The organism is Ruegeria sp. BJ3, from assembly GCF_056535665.1.
In genome coordinates, this window is sequence record NZ_JBQFIT010000001.1 from 3,438,532 (window position 1) to 3,456,048 (window position 17,517).

General features: G+C 59.8%; 10 protein-coding genes and 11 pseudogenes. 10 read left to right on the top strand and 11 right to left on the bottom strand.

The annotated features are described in order from the left end of the window. The first annotated feature begins 32 nt into the window (after positions 1-32). On the top strand, positions 33-1,178 hold the full coding sequence (locus ACR3EL_RS17350) for an MFS transporter (protein WP_217358626.1): 1,146 nt from the start codon (positions 33-35) through the stop codon (positions 1,176-1,178). Here the strand turns inward: ACR3EL_RS17350 and ACR3EL_RS17355 are convergent. The 3 genes and pseudogenes from ACR3EL_RS17355 to ACR3EL_RS17365 form a co-directional block, all read right to left on the bottom strand. Next, positions 1,175-1,761, bottom strand: a pseudogene (locus tag ACR3EL_RS17355) (Smr/MutS family protein). The gene ACR3EL_RS17350 and the pseudogene ACR3EL_RS17355 sit on opposite strands and share 4 nt — an antisense overlap. Next, on the bottom strand, positions 1,761-2,801 hold the full coding sequence (gene mltA / locus ACR3EL_RS17360) for a murein transglycosylase A (protein WP_480722450.1): 1,041 nt from the start codon (positions 2,799-2,801) through the stop codon (positions 1,761-1,763). Before mltA ends, ACR3EL_RS17355 begins: the two are co-directional and overlap by 1 nt. Then, positions 2,798-3,457: a Tim44/TimA family putative adaptor protein gene (locus tag ACR3EL_RS17365; protein ID WP_170340666.1), complete on the bottom strand. Its 660-nt coding sequence runs from the start codon at positions 3,455-3,457 to the stop codon at positions 2,798-2,800. The genes mltA and ACR3EL_RS17365 overlap by 4 nt, the downstream gene beginning before the upstream one ends. A gap of 108 nt (positions 3,458-3,565) precedes the next feature. Here ACR3EL_RS17365 and ACR3EL_RS17370 point away from each other — a divergent pair. Both ACR3EL_RS17370 and secB read left to right on the top strand, forming a co-directional pair. After that, positions 3,566-4,057: pseudogene (locus ACR3EL_RS17370) on the top strand (FxsA family protein). A 54-nt stretch (positions 4,058-4,111) separates the two neighbouring features. Beyond that, a pseudogene (gene secB, locus ACR3EL_RS17375) lies at positions 4,112-4,611 on the top strand (protein-export chaperone SecB). Positions 4,612-4,636: 25 nt separating this feature from the next. Here secB and dnaQ read toward each other — a convergent pair. The 4 genes and pseudogenes from dnaQ to ACR3EL_RS17395 form a co-directional block, all read right to left on the bottom strand. Next, positions 4,637-5,359, bottom strand: a complete 723-nt coding sequence (gene dnaQ, locus ACR3EL_RS17380) for a DNA polymerase III subunit epsilon (protein ID WP_170340672.1) — start codon at positions 5,357-5,359, stop codon at positions 4,637-4,639. Then, positions 5,352-5,945, bottom strand: a complete 594-nt coding sequence (gene coaE / locus ACR3EL_RS17385; RefSeq protein WP_170340675.1) for a dephospho-CoA kinase — start codon at positions 5,943-5,945, stop codon at positions 5,352-5,354. Before coaE ends, dnaQ begins: the two co-directional genes overlap by 8 nt. After that, entirely contained in the window at positions 5,942-6,775 is an 834-nt protein-coding gene (locus ACR3EL_RS17390; protein ID WP_480719932.1) for a shikimate dehydrogenase, read from the bottom strand. The genes coaE and ACR3EL_RS17390 overlap by 4 nt, the downstream gene beginning before the upstream one ends. A 102-nt stretch (positions 6,776-6,877) precedes the next feature. Further along, a pseudogene (locus tag ACR3EL_RS17395) lies at positions 6,878-7,369 on the bottom strand (Maf family protein); the annotation flags it as partial. 401 nt (positions 7,370-7,770) lie between these two features. Here ACR3EL_RS17395 and ACR3EL_RS17400 point away from each other — a divergent pair. From ACR3EL_RS17400 to ACR3EL_RS17430, 7 genes and pseudogenes are all read left to right on the top strand, one after another. Further along, positions 7,771-8,220 carry a CopD family protein gene (locus ACR3EL_RS17400; protein WP_149774104.1) on the top strand — a complete coding sequence of 150 codons (450 nt, stop codon included), beginning with the start codon at positions 7,771-7,773 and terminating at the stop codon, positions 8,218-8,220. A 135-nt stretch (positions 8,221-8,355) separates the two neighbouring features. Then, positions 8,356-9,627, top strand: coding sequence for a transcription termination factor Rho (gene rho, locus ACR3EL_RS17405; RefSeq protein WP_093963893.1), 1,272 nt, complete (start codon positions 8,356-8,358; stop codon positions 9,625-9,627). A gap of 31 nt (positions 9,628-9,658) precedes the next feature. Then, positions 9,659-10,944 (top strand): annotated as a pseudogene (mnmE, locus tag ACR3EL_RS17410) (tRNA uridine-5-carboxymethylaminomethyl(34) synthesis GTPase MnmE). Positions 10,945-10,956: 12 nt separating this feature from the next. Then, positions 10,957-12,822 (top strand): annotated as a pseudogene (gene mnmG, locus ACR3EL_RS17415) (tRNA uridine-5-carboxymethylaminomethyl(34) synthesis enzyme MnmG). Then, positions 12,819-13,430, top strand: a pseudogene (gene rsmG / locus ACR3EL_RS17420) (16S rRNA (guanine(527)-N(7))-methyltransferase RsmG); the annotation flags it as partial. The pseudogenes mnmG and rsmG, both read left to right, overlap by 4 nt. A 2-nt stretch (positions 13,431-13,432) precedes the next feature. Continuing rightward, positions 13,433-14,236, top strand: coding sequence for a ParA family protein (locus ACR3EL_RS17425; protein WP_315901682.1), 804 nt, complete (start codon positions 13,433-13,435; stop codon positions 14,234-14,236). A gap of 20 nt (positions 14,237-14,256) precedes the next feature. Beyond that, a pseudogene (locus ACR3EL_RS17430) lies at positions 14,257-15,148 on the top strand (ParB/RepB/Spo0J family partition protein). On the opposite strand, the gene ACR3EL_RS17435 reads toward ACR3EL_RS17430, so the two are convergent. The 4 genes and pseudogenes from ACR3EL_RS17435 to ACR3EL_RS17450 all read right to left on the bottom strand — a co-directional run. After that, a complete protein-coding gene (locus ACR3EL_RS17435) occupies positions 15,138-15,491 on the bottom strand; it encodes a YbaN family protein (RefSeq protein WP_093963898.1) in 354 nt (117 codons plus the stop codon). The pseudogene ACR3EL_RS17430 and the gene ACR3EL_RS17435 sit on opposite strands and share 11 nt — an antisense overlap. A 2-nt stretch (positions 15,492-15,493) precedes the next feature. Beyond that, positions 15,494-16,649, bottom strand: a pseudogene (hemW, locus tag ACR3EL_RS17440) (radical SAM family heme chaperone HemW). After that, positions 16,639-17,246: pseudogene (gene rdgB, locus ACR3EL_RS17445) on the bottom strand (RdgB/HAM1 family non-canonical purine NTP pyrophosphatase). The pseudogenes hemW and rdgB overlap by 11 nt, the downstream one beginning before the upstream one ends. After that, a pseudogene (locus tag ACR3EL_RS17450) lies at positions 17,243-17,517 on the bottom strand (ribonuclease PH); the annotation flags it as partial. The pseudogenes ACR3EL_RS17450 and rdgB, both read right to left, overlap by 4 nt.

Consider the following 17,517-nt stretch of genomic DNA (forward strand, 5'->3'; position numbering starts at 1 on the left):
CGTGGTTGGGCGCGGGGGTCTTGCTGACCTTTATGTCCAGTTTCGGGCAGACCTTTTTCATTTCGATCTTCGCCGGTCAGATCCGGGCCGAGTTCGGCCTCAGCCACGGCGCATGGGGCGGTCTTTATTCGTTGGGCACGACTGTTTCTGCGATCGTCATGATCTGGGCCGGAGGGCTGACAGACATCTATCGTGTCCGAGTGCTGGGCCCGGCTGTCCTGGTTGGGCTTGCGTGCGCCGCGCTGGCGATGGCGGTCAATCACTGGGTGATCCTGTTGCCCGTAGTCATCTTTCTGCTGCGTCTGTTCGGCCAGGGCATGTGCAGTCACATTGCCATGGTTGCGATGGCCCGGTGGTTCACGGCCACGCGGGGCAGGGCGCTCTCTATCGCAACGCTGGGATTTGCCGTTGGCGAGGCCCTGCTGCCGGTGCTGTTCGTCGCCGCCATGGCCTTTGTCGACTGGCATTTTCTTTGGGCGCTCTCCGCCGCCATCGCGTTGTTGGGAATACCGGCGTTGATGCGAATGCTGCGTCAGGAACGGACACCACAAAGCCTAGCCCGGGAAACCAGCGCGACCGGGATGCTTGGGCGGCACTGGACCCGGCGCGAAACGCTATTGAACCCGCTTTTCTGGTTCATGATGCCGGCGCTCATGGGACCTTCGGCATTCATTACCGCGTTCTTCTTTCACCAGGTCCATCTGGCGCAGACCAAGGGCTGGGCCCACATCCAACTGGTTGCGTTGTTTCCGGTCTACACCGGAGTGTCGATCTTGGCGATGTTCGCCTCGGGCTGGGCGTTGGACAGATGGGGAACGGCGCGGATGATGCCGTTCTATCAGATTCCGATGGCTGCCGGGTTTGCCCTGTTTGCGTTTGTCCAGACAATCCCCGGCGCCGTAATCGGTTTGTCCTGTCTTGCCATTTCGGTCGGCGCCAACAGCACGCTGCCCGCCGCGTTCTGGGCCGAGTTCTACGGCACCCGTCACATCGGCGCGATAAAGGCGATGGCTGCCGCCGTCATGGTGCTGGGGTCTGCTGTCGGGCCCGGCCTGACTGGCGGGCTGATCGATCTGGGCGTGCCACTCAGCACGCAGTTCCTGTGGATCGCCTGGTTTTTCGTGGCAACGTGCGGCATAGTCTGGATCGGTATTCACAGGGCCCGGCGGCTGCTTTAGCGGACCCGCCTCAGATACACGTAGTAAGCCCCATCACCGCCATGGCTGATATGGGCGGGACTGACCTGAAGAACCGCTTGGGCCAGCGGTGGCAAATGCAGCCACTGAGGCACCTGGTTGCGCAGCACGCCGCGGGGCGTCGGGATCGGGCCGGGTTCGTCTCTGTCCTTGCCTTTGCCGGTGACCACCAGAACCAGTCGTTTTCCCGATGCCTGCGCCGACAGGATGAACCGGATCAGAGCAGGATGGGCCGTATCGACCCGCATTCCGTGCAGATCCAGCTTGCCTTCGGGCTTCAGCTTGCCGCGTTTCATCCGCGCAAAGGCCTTGCTGTCCATCTGTACGGGTGCGGCGCGCAGGCTGTCGCCGATTGCGGGCTTCAAGCTGTGGCCGCGCCCATTTGTCGGTGCATTCTGACCCAGTTCAAAGGCGTCTATCCGCGCTTTTGGGGTTTTTCGCGGCTTGGGTTTCGGCAAGGTCGATGGGTGCACGGATTGGGAATCTCCGGGTGCAGCCGCTCGGTCTGCCGGGTTACCTTGTGCCACAATTCGATCTCGTCTTCGGTCAGCTTGCGGCGGGTCATCAGAACTCATCCGGCAGCATGGCATAGGCGCGCTGGATCGGCAGCAGAACGATCATGCGACCGGGATCCTTGAGCTGGCCCGCCGCCTGTCCCGCGGCGTCCCCGGTTCCGAAAAAGATGTCGGCCCGTTGTGCGCCCTTGATTGCCGAGCCGGTGTCCTGTGCGATCATCAAGCGCCTCAGCGGAGTCTTACCGTCTTTTTCGACCCAGACTGGCGCGCCCAACGGGGTATAGGCCGGGTCAACGGCGATGCTGCGCATTGCGGTGATCGACCGGTTCATTGCGCCCAAAGGACCGCGGTCTGCAGCCACCCGCGAAACCTCGCGGAAAAATACGTAGGACGGGTTGTGCATCAAAAGCTCGGCCCCAATCTCGGGGTTCTTGCGCACCCACGACTGGATCATCCGGGCGCTCACATCATGCGCACCCAGAATACCGCGCCGGACCAGTTCAACCCCAACCGACCGATAGGGGTGGCCGTTGGCCCCGCCATATCCGACACGCACCGAACTTCCATCCGGCAAACGGATGCGCCCCGAGCCTTGAATCTGCAGAAAAAACAACTCGACCGGGTCATCGACCCAGGCGATTTCCAAGCCGCGGCCATTCATCACGTCACTGGTCAGCAACTCGCGTCGACTGAGCCATTGCCCAGCCGCCCGCGCCTCGGGCGGCATCTTGTAGACCGGGTATCTGTAGGTTTCAGTCCGCGTCCGCGAGCCGTTCAATTCCGGTTCAAAATATCCGGTGAACAGCGGGGCCTTTTCATCCTCGATCAGGATGGGCCGGAAGAACAGTTCGAAAAAGGCGCGCGCGGCATCGGGCTCGTATGTCCGTGCGGCTGCACACAACGAACGCCAGTCCGGATCGTCCAGATCCCCGCAAGTGTCCAGAAAAACGGACAAAGCCGCGCCGTGGTCATCCTCGGCCCAGCCATCAAGGTCAGCAAATGACAGGATGGATCGCGTCGCCTCAGCTCCGGCGGCATTGGCGGCGGTCAGAACCGCCACCAGCATCAGCGACCGGAGCGTTCCGATCATGCGTCCGTTGCGACAAGCAGCCAGTTCGGATCATCCGCGCCCATGACGCGGGCAAAGGTCCAGCTGTCCTTTTGGCGCTTGATCGTGTTGGGGCTGCCTTCGATGATGTCACCGCCCCGGTCACGCACGACCGACGTCAGCTCGCCGACGAACCGCACGGTGATCTCGGCGCGGTTTGAATCCTTATCGAATTGTGCATCCACCAGGCCCATCTCACGCACACCGATGAACTCGGCCTCGATCGTCAGGCCCTTGTCCTCGCGATCGGCGACAACCGAGACGAAGGTTTCGAACACTTCCTCGGACAGGAAGGGCTGGATTTCATCCAGGTTGCCCCGCTCGAACCCCATGACGATCAGCTCATAGGCGCCACGTGCGCCCTGCAGAAACTCGCTGACCGAAAAGCTCGGCTCGACACGCTTCATCGCAGCCAGCGTCTGCGCCAATTCGCTGTCTTCGGGAACATGGTCGGTAATGTCACGATCCGGACCGCCGTCGATCACTTCGAAATCACGACGCGACTTCCCGGTGTCGGGTTGCTGCGGCACCGGTGGTTTTTCAAAGCCTTCGCGCGTGCCCAGCACGCTTCTGAGACGCAGGATCAGGAAGATGGCTATGCCAGCCAGCACCAGAAGCTGGATCAGGGGTGAATTCATTTCGTCCTCTTTTCAGCACCGAGACTTTGTACACGCGGCCTCGTGCCACTATGTAGGTGACAGTTGGTGGCAAGTCCACAGCCCGGCCTATGGGAAAGGATAGCGCATATGTATCTGTTCTTGGCATTTTTATTGGTGCCGATCATCGAAATCGCCCTTTTATCCAGGTCGGCGGTCTGATCGGCCTGTGGCCGACGCTGGCGATCGTGGTTTTGACCGCCGTTCTGGGTACTGCGATGGTGCGGACACAAGGTCGCATGGCGATGGGTCAGCTGCAGCGCGCCTTTTCCGAACTGGACGACCCGACCGAGCCGCTGGCCAATGGTGCAATGATCCTGCTGTCGGGCGTTCTGCTGATGACTCTGGGTTCTTCACCGACGCAATCGGCTTTGCGCTGCTGGTTCCCGGGGTGCGGGCCGCGGTTTTCGGTATCTCAAATCACGGGTCACGATTACCCAGTTCCAGATGGGCCCCGGCCCGCAATACGGGGCGGCGCGCGATCCGTTCGGTGGGGATGACATCATAGACGGAGAGTATTCGGAAGTGCGCACAAAACCCGCACAACCGTCGAAATGGGTGGAAGGGCCGCACCAGCATTGAGGTGCCCGGCCCAACTTGATAAGCAGTGGCGAATTTAAATTTTGGAGCGGATCCATGACCGAAGAAACCGCCGCCGGCACAACCCAGCCCCAGGCAGCCCCCCAAATCCAGATGCGCATTCTGGGACAGTTCATCCGGGACATGTCCTTTGAAAACGTGATGGCGCAAAAAGGCGTCTCGGGCGACGTGCAGCCCGAGATCTCGGTCCAGGTGAACCTGGATGCGAAAAACGCTCGGCCGACCACCAATACGAGGTGTCGATCAAGCTGAACCTCAAGTCCAAGGCCAAGGGTCTGGAGGACATCCTGTTCCTGTGCGAGATCGATTATTGCGGCCTGTTCCACGTGGAAGGCGTGCCGAATGATCAGTTGCACCCGTTCCTGATGATCGAATGCCCGCGGATGCTGTTCCCTTATCTGCGCCGCATCGTCAGCGACATCACCCGCGACGGTGGCTACCCGCCGGTCAACCTGGACAACATCGATTTCGTCGGTCTGTACCGCAACGAGTTGATGCGCCGTCAGGCCGAGGCGTCCGACAAGGCCGAAGCGTAATCAGGCAACCCGCATCTGACCCGGGTCAGGTGCGGGACCACAGGGCGTTTTCGCCCAGCTTTTCGACAAATGCATCATGCGCAGCACGCTCATCCTCGGTAATCCGGGGCTGCAGTGGGCTGGGCCGTGGACCGGGGCGCCAAATGTCGCCACCGGTTGAGCTTTCGGCAGACGCCGAAGACAGGCCAAAATCTGGTTGGCGTCCGCCGATCAGCTCCAGATAGACTTCTGCCAGGATTTCCGAGTCGAGCAACGCACCGTGCAGAACCCGGTTCGAATTGTCGATGTTGAACCGCCGGCACAGCGCATCCAGCGAGGCGGGCGAGCCGGGAAACCGCTTGCGCGCGATCGCCAGCGTGTCCAGCGCCTGCTCCATCGGAATCGGGGGCAGGCCCATCCATCCCAACTCGGCATTGAGGAACTTCATGTCGAATGAAGCGTTGTGGATCACCAGCCGTGCATCCCCCACGAAATCGCGGAAGGCCTGCCCGACCTTCGCAAAGACAGGTTTGTCCTTCAGGGTGATCTGGCCCGGTTCGGCAGGTTGCGGCGGCTCCAGCAGGTCAGGGCCGATGCCGTGCACGCCGAAGGCCTCGGCCGGCATCGAGCGTTCGGGGTTGATGTAGACGTGATAGGTCTCGCCCGTGGCGACGTGGTTCCACAGCTCGATAGCCCCGATCTCGACGATCCGGTCGCCGCTTTCGGGATCGAATCCGGTGGTTTCCGTATCCAGTACGATTTCACGCATCTGCCAATCCTGCCCTGATCTGCCTGACCACATCCTGCACCTGTGCGCGGGCATGGTCCAGAGTGTCGGTGACGATCACGAACTCCGACCGCGCGCATTTTTCGTCATTCGGCATCTGCTTGGCGCGGATCTGCTCGAACTGCGCCTCGGTCATCGTGCCCCGCGCCATGACGCGGCGCTTCTGCTCGTCTGGGGGAATTGACACACAAGCCACCGCATCCATCTGCGCCTCGCCGCCAGTTTCGAAAAGCAGAGGAATATCAAAGACAAGGATGTCCGACTTGGCCGCCTGTCGAAACGCTTCCCGATCTTGGGCCACCAGCGGGTGGACGATGGATTCGATCCGTTTCAACGCGGTCGGATCGGCGCTGATGATCCGTTTCAGGGCGTCACGGCTGACGGCCCCATCCTCGATCGCGTCGGGAAATGCCGCGCGGATCGGCACGACCGCCGCGCCGCCTTCCGCATACAGCCGATGCACGGCGGCGTCTGCATCCCACACGGCGCAGCCTTCCTGTGCGAACAGGTCGGCGGTGGTGCTTTTGCCCATTCCGATCGACCCGGTCAGACCCAGAGAGAAACTCATGCCAGAACCGCTGCGCGGGTTTCTTCCGTAACCTCGGGGCGCAGGCCGAACCACCGCTCGAACCCGGGCACCGCCTGATGCAGCAACATGCCCAGCCCGTCGACGACCGTGCAGCCCGCAGCCTCGGCCTGTTCCAGAAGGTGGGTCTTCAATGGCGTATAGACCAGATCGGTCACCACCGTTCCCGGCTGCAACCCGTCCAGCGGGACGCGCAGCTCGGGCTGACCCTGCATACCCAGCGACGTGGTGTTCACCACCAGTTCGGCGTTTTCGATCACGTTTCCGGCCTGCACCCAATCGACCACGGAGATGCGCTGGCCGAATTCCTCTTTCAGGTGGTCGGCGCGCGACCGCGTGCGGTTGGTCAGCAGGATTTCGGGCACGCCGGCCTCGGCCAGCGCCTGCAGCACCGCCCGCGCAGCACCGCCCGCGCCGAATACCACCGCCGGCCCATCCTGCGGCACCCAATCCGGCGCGCCCGCGCGCAGGTTCTGCATGAACCCGTACCCGTCGGTATTGTCCGCGTGGATCGAGCCATCGGCCCGGAACACCAACGTATTCGCCGCCCCGATCACCGAGGCACGGTCCGACACGTGATCAGCCAGGCGCAACGCGGCCTCTTTGTGCGGAACGGTGACATTGGCCCCGACGAACCCGGCTTTGGGCAAGCTGCGCAGGACCGTTTCAAGATCGGCGGGTGCAACATCCATCGGCACATAATGCCCCGGCAAACCATAAGTCTTCAGCCAATAGCCATGCAGGGCAGGCGATCGGGAATGGGCAATCGGGTGTCCGATGACTCCGGCCAGTGGAATGCGGTTGTCGGTCATTGTTCGATCACCCCTCGGACCGCAAGAAAATTGAGCAGCTCCAGCAGGCATACCCAAGACGTTAAAATAGTCGCCGTCAATGCTGCTGAACAGGCGCACACCTTCTTCTTCCAGCTTGTAGGCCCCGACCGCGTGGCGAATGCTGTCCCAGTTGCGCGCGACATAGCCCTTCAGATAGGCATCCGAACTGGCGCGCATCCGCAACCGCACCTGCCCGACATGGCGCCAGACCGGTTCGCCATTCTGATAGATCACCGCCGCCGACAGCAGCATGTGACGCTTGCCGCGCATCGCCTTCAATTGCGACAGCGCTTCTTCGGGCGTTTCGGGCTTGGACAGCAGACGTCCGTCGAAATCCAGAACCTGGTCACAGCCCAGAACCATCGCCCCGGGCGTCTTTTCACTGATCTTGCGCGCCTTGAGCTCGGCCAGTGCATCGGCGATGTCGCGGGGCGGGGCGCCCTCGGCCACAAGCGCGCGTTTGGCGGTATCCTCGTCCACGCGGGCGACCTGGACGGAAAACGGCACTCCGGCGTTCCGCAGCAACTGCGCGCGGATCTCGGACCCCGAGGCAAGAACGATGGGGACAGTCATGTGGAAAACCCCGTGGGCAAGTCGATCATTAGTCTTGAACGGTTTGTATGGTTTTCCGGTTGACACGCAAGCCCGCGGTTTCGGCCTGAAACTTCCCTGAGTCGCTCAAAGACTGTCCGATCGGGACAAGGATAACTCGGGATCTTGGGATTTCCTGTTCATCAAAAGATGTCCCTTGAGTTATCCCCAAGTCAGATCCGCGGTATTTAACTTAACTTCTTGTTTTTATTATGTAAAAGCTGAAATCACCAGAATCAACCAGTTTTGGAAATTATTCATCCACGGGGAAAACTGGCGGACAAAACAATAATCCACGGATTTTGCCCACCCTACAAAACCATCATCCTTTCTCTTTTCTATTTTTTTTATTAGGGAGGGTCCGACCAGTGCCGGGAAACCCGATGACCGATCTTCTCTTCACACTGTACCCTTGGGTGAAATCGCTGCACATCATGGCGGTTATCTCGTGGATGGCAGGGCTGTTCTATCTGCCACGCCTGTTCGTCTATCACGTCGAAAAGGCACAAGCCGTCGACGGCGCGCCTGAGATCTTCTTTGAAATGGAAGAAAAGCTGCTGCGCGTGATCATGCGACCGGCGATGATCGTGGCCTGGGTCTGTGGCCTCATCATGGTGTTCACTCCCGGCATCGTCGGGTGGGACTGGGCCTGGCCCTGGGTCAAGGGCGCCGCGGTGATCGGCATGACCTGGTTTCATCACTGGCTGATGGCCCGGCGCAAGGATTTCGTCGAAGGCCGCAATACGCTCACAGGGCGCCAGTACCGCATGATGAACGAGGTTCCGACCGTTTTGATGGTCATCATCGTTCTGGCGGTCATTCTGAAGTTCTGAGGGCTATTTCCGCACCGGTTTGACTCGGACGGCGACCGGCCTTATGTAGGGATCAACCCATCCGTCCGGATGGAGCATCTTCCTGTTTGAAATTCAACGCTGTGCCGCACCCTTGCGGCCAAGGTCCGTATCATCATGACAACCGAATCCCTGAATCTGGCCGATCTGAAGGCCAAAAGCCCCAAAGACCTTCTGGCCATGGCCGAAGAGCTCGAGATCGAAAACGCCTCGACCATGCGCAAGGGCGAGATGATGTTCCAGATCCTGCGCGAACGCGCGGATGAGGGCTGGACCGTGGGCGGCGACGGTGTGCTTGAGGTGCTGCAGGACGGCTTCGGCTTTCTGCGCTCGCCCGAGGCGAACTATTTGCCCGGCCCGGACGACATCTATGTCTCGCCAGAGATGATCCGCCAGCACTCACTGCGCACCGGCGACACGGTCGAGGGCGAGATCAAGGCCCCCGAAGAGAACGAGCGATATTTCGCGCTGACGAAGGTGACCAAGATCAACTTCGAAGACCCGGAAAAGGCGAAACACAAGATCGCCTTTGACAACCTGACGCCGCTGTATCCGGACGAGCGGCTGAAGATGGAGATCGAGGACCCGACCATCAAGGACAAGTCGGCCCGGGTGATCGACCTGGTTGCGCCGATCGGTAAGGGCCAGCGGTCGCTGATCGTGGCACCGCCGCGGACCGGTAAAACGGTGATCCTGCAGAACATCGCGCACTCGATCGAGCGCAACCATCCGGAGTGCTACCTGATCGTCCTGCTGATCGACGAGCGCCCCGAAGAGGTGACCGACATGCAGCGCTCGGTGAAGGGCGAGGTGGTATCTTCGACCTTTGATGAACCGGCGACCCGCCACGTGGCCGTGTCCGAGATGGTGATCGAAAAAGCCAAGCGCCTGGTCGAACATAAACGAGATGTTGTTATTCTTCTCGACTCGATCACAAGACTTGGTAGGGCATTCAACACCGTGGTCCCGTCATCCGGCAAAGTTCTGACCGGTGGTGTGGACGCCAACGCACTGCAGCGGCCCAAACGGTTCTTTGGTGCAGCGCGCAACATCGAAGAGGGCGGTTCGCTGACCATCATCGCCACCGCGCTGATCGACACCGGCAGCCGGATGGACGAAGTGATCTTTGAAGAATTCAAGGGCACCGGCAACTCGGAGATCGTTCTGGATCGCAAGATCGCAGACAAGCGGGTGTTCCCGGCGATCGACATCCTCAAGTCCGGCACCCGCAAAGAGGACCTGCTGGTCGACAAGGGCGATCTGGCCAAAACCTTCGTTCTGCGCCGTATCCTCAACCCGATGGGCACAACCGACGCGATCGAGTTCCTGTTGTCCAAGCTGAAACAGACCAAGACCAATTCCGAGTTCTTCGACTCGATGAATACCTAATACGGTCTTGTAACCGACGCGAGGCCTTCGAATGGAAACGATATTCGCCTTGGCCAGCGCGCAAGGCAAGGCAGGGGTTGCTGTGATCCGCCTGTCAGGACCGCAGTCGCACCACGCGGCAAAGGTTCTGTCGGGTGGAGATTTGCCGTTGCGTGGCATGTGCCTGCGTGAGTTACGGGCACCTGACGGGTCGCGTCTGGATGACGGGGTGGTCCTGACCTTCCACGGTCCGTCCAGCTTTACCGGCGAAGATGTGGCCGAGTTGCAGATCCATGGCAGCACGGCTTCGGTCAACGCGGTTCTTCGTGTCCTGTCCGAAATGCCGGATCTGCGACTGGCTGAACCGGGTGAGTTCACCCGGCGAGCTCTTGAAAATGGGAAGATGGACCTTGCCCAGGTCGAAGGCCTGGCCGATCTGATCGACGCAGAGACCGAGGCACAGCGCAAGCGGCCCAGACAATCCTCGCCGGCGAATTGGGCGACCTGGCGGAACGGTGGCGGCGGGATTTGATCCGGGCGGCCTCGTTGCTGGAGGCCGTCATCGATTTTGCAGATGAAGACGTGCCAACGGATGTGTCACCCGAGGTCCGATCGCTTGTAACTGCTGTCATGGCGGATCTAGAGCGGGAGGCGAAGGGCGTGAGGATTGCCGAGCGAATTCGCTCCGGCTTTGAAGTGGCTATCGTCGGCCCACCGAACGCGGGCAAGTCGACCTTGCTGAATGCGCTTGCGGGCCGAGAGGCGGCAATTACTTCGGAATATGCAGGCACCACCCGCGATATTATCGAGGTGCGGATGGACTTGGCAGGTCTGCCGGTCACGCTGTTAGATACGGCCGGGTTGCGCGAAACCGAGGATCACGTAGAGGGTCTTGGGATCGCTCTGGCTAGAAAGCGGGCGGAAAATGCCGACCTTCGCGTATTTCTGACCGAGGACCCGAAAGCTTTGGGAATCGATATGCAATCCGGCGACATCCAGGTTCTGCCGAAGTCCGACCTTCGTTTAGATGGGACAGAAGGCGTGTCCGGGAAGACAGGTCAGGGAATCGATCGCCTGATTCACAACATATCGGTAGTTTTGAGAGACAGAACCGCAAGTTCTGGTATTGCCACCCGGGAACGCCACCGTGTTGCAATGCTGAAATCCTCGGCCGCTCTCTCCGAAGCACTCAGGGTTCTGGATTCCGGCCCGGACCTGTACGATATTGCAGCAGAAGAGCTGCGGACCGCCATCCGCGCGTTGGGGTCTTTGGTCGGTCGAGTAGATGTGGAAAATCTTCTGGACGAAATATTCGCCAGCTTTTGTTTGGGTAAGTGAGGAGTGTTTCACGTGAAACATTCGGAGTTTGACGTCGTCGTTATCGGAGCGGGGCATGCGGGGGCAGAGGCGGCTCATGCCGCCGCGAGAATGGGCGCGAATACGGCGCTGGTCACGCTGTCCGAGACGGATATCGGCGTCATGTCCTGCAACCCGGCAATTGGAGGGCTGGGCAAGGGTCATCTGGTTCGTGAGATCGACGCGCTGGACGGCGTTATGGGGCGGGTCGCAGACCGGGCAGGTATCCAGTTTCGCCTGCTCAACCGCCGCAAGGGGCCGGCCGTTCAGGGGCCACGCGCTCAGGCTGACCGGGCATTGTACCGGGCCGCCATGCAGGCGGAAACGCGGAAGCGTCAAAACCTGACCGTCGTGACCGGCGAAGTCGTTGATTTTCGGATGGACGGAAAGCGTGTTGCCGGGGTTGTGCTGGGCGATGGTTCGGAGATTCCTGCGAAGGCGGTGATTCTGACGTCAGGTACGTTCCTTCGGGGGGTGATTCATATCGGCGATGCCCAACGCCCTGGCGGACGCATGGGTGACCGGCCCTCGGTCAGGTTGGCCGAACGTCTTGACAGTTATGACCTTCCGATGGGCCGTTTGAAGACCGGAACCCCGCCGCGTCTGGATGGGCGTACAATTGACTGGAGTGGTCTGGAGCGCCAGGAAGGGGATGCCGATCCACCTTGTTTTCTTTCCTGTCGAAGGCGGTAGAAGCGCCTCAGATCGCGTGCGGGATCACCCATACCAACAGCCGCACCCATGACATCATCGAGAAAAACCTGAAGCGCTCGGCCATGTATGGTGGTCATATCGAAGGCGTTGGCCCGCGCTACTGCCCTTCGATCGAAGACAAGATTGTTCGGTTTGCGGACAAGGACTCCCACCAGATTTTCCTGGAGCCTGAAGGGGTTAATGACCACACGGTGTATCCAAACGGGATTTCGACTTCGCTGCCTCAGGATGTACAAGTTGGTATGTCCGATCCATCAAAGGCCTTGAGGCTGCAGAGATCCTGCAGCCGGGTTATGCTATCGAATACGACTATGTGGACCCACGTGCGTTGAACGCGTCCTTGGCCTTGCCGGAGATCCCAGGACTATATCTTGCGGGGCAGATCAACGGAACCACAGGGTATGAGAAGCGGCCGCTCAGGGTCTGGTCGCGGGCCTGAATGCGGCGCTGGAAGTTCAGGGGCGAGACGTAATTCATTTTACCCGAGCCAATAGCTATATTGGTGTCATGATCGACGATCTGACCACACGGGGCGTAGCGGAACCTTATCGGATGTTCACCTCGCGCGCCGAGTTCCGTCTGTCCTTACGCGCCGACAATGCGGATCAACGCCTTACGCCGCAAGGCCTGGAAATTGGGTGTATATCGGATCATCGCCGCCTGGCTTTTGAAACAAAAATGGAAAAGCTGGGCGCTGCGAAGTCAGTACTAACCGAAAGGACTTATACCCCCAAGGAAATTCGCGCAGCTGGCATCGAAGTGAATCAGGATGGTAACCGCAGGGACGGAATGGCAATCTTGGCTTTTCCGAACGTGTGCTTCGAGGACCTTGTGCCGCTGATCCAGCAGCTGGAGGATGTCGACCAAGACACCCGTCGGCAGATCGAAAGGGACGCGCTATACACCAACTACATAGCTCGGCAACAACGAGATGTCGAAGCCATGAAGCGCGACGAAACCCATGCCATACCTGCGGATTTTGACTATTCCTCGCTCACAGGCCTTTCGAATGAGTTGAAGCAGAAGCTGTCAACCGCGCGACCAGCAAACATTGCCCAAGCGAGCCGCGTGGAGGGTGTTACACCTGCTGCTTTGACCTTGGTACTGGCGAAACTCAGAAGCAGTCAGAGAGCAAAAAAGGCATGAACGGCGACTCGTGCGCTTCGCCCGATGGCTTGAATGTTTCACGTGAAACATTCGAAAAGCTGTCAATCTTTGTCAATCTACTGCGAAAGTGGAATCCGAAGATAAACTTGGTTTCGCGCAGCACTCTGCCTGAGGTTTGGTCGCGGCACGTAAAGGACTCGATCCAGGTCTTTCATTTGGTTGAGCCAAAGAATCACTGGGTCGATCTGGGTAGCGGTGGCGGATTTCCCGGGCTGGTCTGCGCGATACTGGCCTCTGAAACATCGCCCGAGACGGAATTTACCCTGGTTGAGAGCGATCAGAGAAAATCGGCGTTTTTGCGGACCGTCATTCGAGAAACCAAGGCCAACTGCTCGGTGATTTCAAAGCGGATCGAGGTTGTGGATCCCTTGGGCGCTGATGTCCTGTCCGCAAGGGCGCTCGCGGACCTGACGACCTTATTGTCATTTTGTGACAGGCATTTAAAGGAAGATGGAGTGGCCGTGTTTCCCAAAGGCGCCACCTGGAAAAAAGAAATCGACGCGGCACAACGGGAATGGAGTTTTACCACGGAGCCGGCTAATAGTTTAACTGACCCCCAAGCTGTCATCCTGAAGATCAAAGGTCTCACGTGGTTGATCTGTCGCGCCCTGCAGGACCTCGTATCATGGCGGTTGCCAATCAGAAGGGTGGGGTCGGCAAGACTACGACAGCAATCAATCTGGCGGCGGGTTTGGCCGAGGCAGGATGCAAGGTTCTGGTCGTGGATCTGGACCCGCAGGGAAATGCGTCCACCGGGCTTGGGGTCGAGGATCGTGATTGGACCACGTATGATTTGATCCTGGACGAGGCGCCCTTGGAGGCCGTCGTGCAGGAAACCGAAATCGAAAACCTCAGTATCGTTCCGGCCACGGTTGACCTCAGCTCGGCCGATATTGAGCTGATCTCGAATGAAAAACGCAGCTACTTGCTGCACGACGCGCTCAGGCAACCGGCGATCGACAAGTTCGGTTTTGATTTCGTTCTGATCGACTGCCCGCCGTCCCTCAATCTGCTGACAGTCAACGCGATGGTGGCGGCGCACTCGGTGTTGGTTCCGTTGCAAAGCGAGTTCTTTGCGCTGGAAGGCCTGTCGCAACTGATGCTGACGATTCGAGAGGTTCGCCAGTCTGCGAATCCAGACCTCAGAATCGAAGGTATTGTGTTGACCATGTATGACAACCGCAACAACTTGTCCCGGCAGGTCGAAAAGGATGCGCGTGACAATCTGGGAGAGATGGTATTTAAAACCAAGATACCCAGAAATGTCCGGGTCAGCGAAGCGCCGTCATTTGCACTTCCGGTCCTTCAATATGACTCGGGGTCTCTGGGGGCGATGGCGTACCGGCATCTGGCACGCGAAATCATGCAAAAGAACAAAAAAGTGGCTGCCTGAGCGGCTGTCAGGAGGGCGAAGTGAGCGCCAGAAAAGGAAAACCTCGCGGATTGGGGCGCGGCTTGTCCGCCTTGATGGCGGATGTATCACAGGATCCTGAAGGCCGGGTCACAGCTGAACCACGTCGGCCAGACATGAAGGTTCCGATCGAGAAGCTGCGGGCAAACCCGAATCAGCCGCGCCGCACATTTTCACAGGATCAACTGGACGAGCTTGCTGCCTCGGTCAAAGAGAAAGGGATCATCCAGCCCCTGATCGTTCGCCCGGTCGGCGGCGGCGAATATGAAATCGTCGCGGGTGAGCGCCGCTGGCGCGCCGCGCAGATGGCACAGTTGCACGACATTCCGGTCGTCGTGCGCGAATTTGACGACACCGAAGTACTTGAAGTCGCCATCATCGAGAATATCCAGCGCGCTGATCTAAACGCAGTGGAGGAGGCCGCTGGCTACAAGCAGTTGATGGATCGGTTCGGTCACACCCAGGAAAAGCTGGCCGAAGCCCTGGGTAAGAGCCGCAGCCATATTGCCAACCTTCTGAGGCTGCTTTCACTGCCAAGTGACGTTCAAGCCCTTGTTATTGAAGGTAAAATTTCGGCCGGACACGCGCGCTTATCACGGCGGATAATCCGTCCGAACTGGCGAAAATTGTCGTGAAAGACGGCTTGTCAGTCCGCGCGACCGAGGCGCTGGTCAAGAAGCAACAACAGGGCGACAAGGATCGTCCCGCACCGCGGTCGCGGGACCTCAATGCAGGTAAGGACGCGGATACGCGGGCTTTGGAAAAAGACCTTTCTGCGATTCTGGCGATGAAGGTGGTCATCAACCACAAGCCCGGAACCGAGACCGGGCAGGTGGTGTTGACCTATGAAAACTGGATCAACTGGATGATCTGTGTGCCAAGCTCAGCCGTTAGGGCGTGACCAGATAAAGATCATCACCGCGCCCAAGGTCACGGCCTGAATAATCAGGACATGGCTGGGCACAGAGACCAAAACCGACAAACCAAAGACGGCGGCAACCGACAGGGTCGCCGCCTTTTTTGCGGCTGGCCGGATAGCGCCCGAGGTTTGCCAATCAAGGATCAACGGGCCGAAGGTTCGGTGAGACATCAGCCAGTTGTGCAGCCGGGAAGAAGAGCGCGCGAAACAGAAGGCGGCCAACAGTAGGAACGGAACGGTGGGCAGCAGGGGCAGGGCAACACCGATCATGGCCAACGCGACGCAGAGCAATCCCAATGTGGCCCACAAATAGTGCATGACTAATCCAGCAACTCACGGATCACCGCATTGAGAACCGCGCGGCCGTCAGCAGTGGCGGAAACGCGGGGGCCGTCTTGGGTGATCATTCCGATGTCTTGCAGATAGTCCAGTTTGGGTTGAGGCAAAGGGTGCCCGGACAGGCGATTGAAGCGGTCCATATCTAGACCCTCAGTCAAGCGAAGACACATCATGAGGTATTCATTCGCTTGTTCTTCGGCGGTCAGCGGGGTCCGCAGCTTTTCGCCATTTCCTTGCGTGGCGGCATTCAGCCATGCGGTCGGTGCCAAATGGGTTTCGGTTGCGATCCGCTGGCCATCCAACGTGATCCGCCCATGGGCGCCCGGTCCGATGCCGACATAATCGCCATAGCGCCAATAGATCAGGTTGTGCCGCGACTCTCGGCGGGGACGGCGTGGTTCGACACCTCGTAGGCGGGCATGCCGTGGGCTTCGCAGATCTCTTGCGTGGCCAGATACATGTCGGCGGCGCTGTCGTCCTCGGGCAGGCCGCGCAGCTTGCCGACAGAATAGCGGTCGCCGAATGCGGTGCCGGTCTCGATAGTCAGCTGGTACAGCGACAGATGGTCGATCGCCATCGACAGCGCCTCGGTCAGCTCAGCGCGCCAGGCCTCAAGCGTCTGGTACTGGCGGGCATAGATCAGGTCAAAGCTGACCCGGTCGAAACAGGTGCGGGCAATGTCGAAGGCGGCGCGGGCCTCGGCCACGCTGTGGATGCGACCCAGCCGCCGCAAATCTTCGGCATTCATCGCCTGAATTCCCATCGAAACCCGGTTCACGCCCGCATCGCGATAGGCGGCGAACCGTCCGGCCTCGACCGAGCCGGGATTGGCCTCGAGCGTGATTTCCATATCATTGGCGGGCCGCCAAAGGCTGCGGGCGGTGTCGATCACGGCGGCGACGGTTTCGGGCGCCATCAGCGATGGGGTGCCGCCGCCGAAGAAGATCGTGTTCAGAACCCGGTCGGGGGTTTCGGCGGCCGAGCGCTTCAGCTCGGACAGATAGGCATCAAGCCATTGTTTTTGATCAATACTTCTGGAAACATGGCTGTTGAAATCGCAATAGGGGCACTTGGCCTCGCAAAGGGCCAATGCACGTACAGGCCAAAGCCCGTTCCGTTGCGCCAATCATCCGCCAAAGCAGCCTTTCACGAACAGTTCCACCGCGCGACCACGATGGCTGATCTTGTTCTTTTCCAGCGATCCATCTCGGCAAAGGTAATGTCGATCCATCAGGGACGAACATCGGATCATAGCCGAACCCGTCCTTGCCACGGATCGGCCAGACCAGATGACCGGGTGCGACGCCCTCGAACACCTCGTCATGGCCGTCGGGCCAGGCCAGAACCAACGTACAGGAACTGAGCGGTGCGTGGATGCGGAGCGTTGCGCGCCTCAAGCTCGGTGTGGGCGCGAGTCATGGCCATCAGGAAATCGCGACCATTTCCGGTTTCGGCCCAGTCGGCGGTGTACACGCCCGGCGCGCCATCCAGCGCATCGATGGTGATTCCGGAATCGTCGGACAGGGCCGGCAGGCCAGTGGCCTGTGCGGCCGCGTGGGCCTTGATGCGCGCGTTGCCGACGAACGTGTCCTCGGTCTCTTCGGGTTCGGGCAGGTTCATCTCGGCCGCGCCCGACGGTCACGCCAAGGGCTCGAGCAGATGGGCCATCTCCTCGAGCTTGCCTTTGTTGTGCGTGGCCACCAGCAGCCGATCACCTTCGAACCGGCGGGTCATGCGGTGGCGGCCTTTTGCGCGGCCACCAGCTCGGACACGCCTTTTTCTGCCAGTTCCATCAGCTGATCCATCTGCGCGCGGCTGAAGACCGAACCTTCGGCGCTCATCTGCACCTCGATCAGCTTGCCCGAGCCGGTCATGATGAAGTTTCCAACGCCGGCCTCGCTGTCTTCGGGATAGTCCAGGTCCAGAACGGGCTGGCCGGCATAGATGCCGCACGATACGGCGGCGACCGGATCGACCAGCGGGTCCGTGATCACGTCGCCGGCCT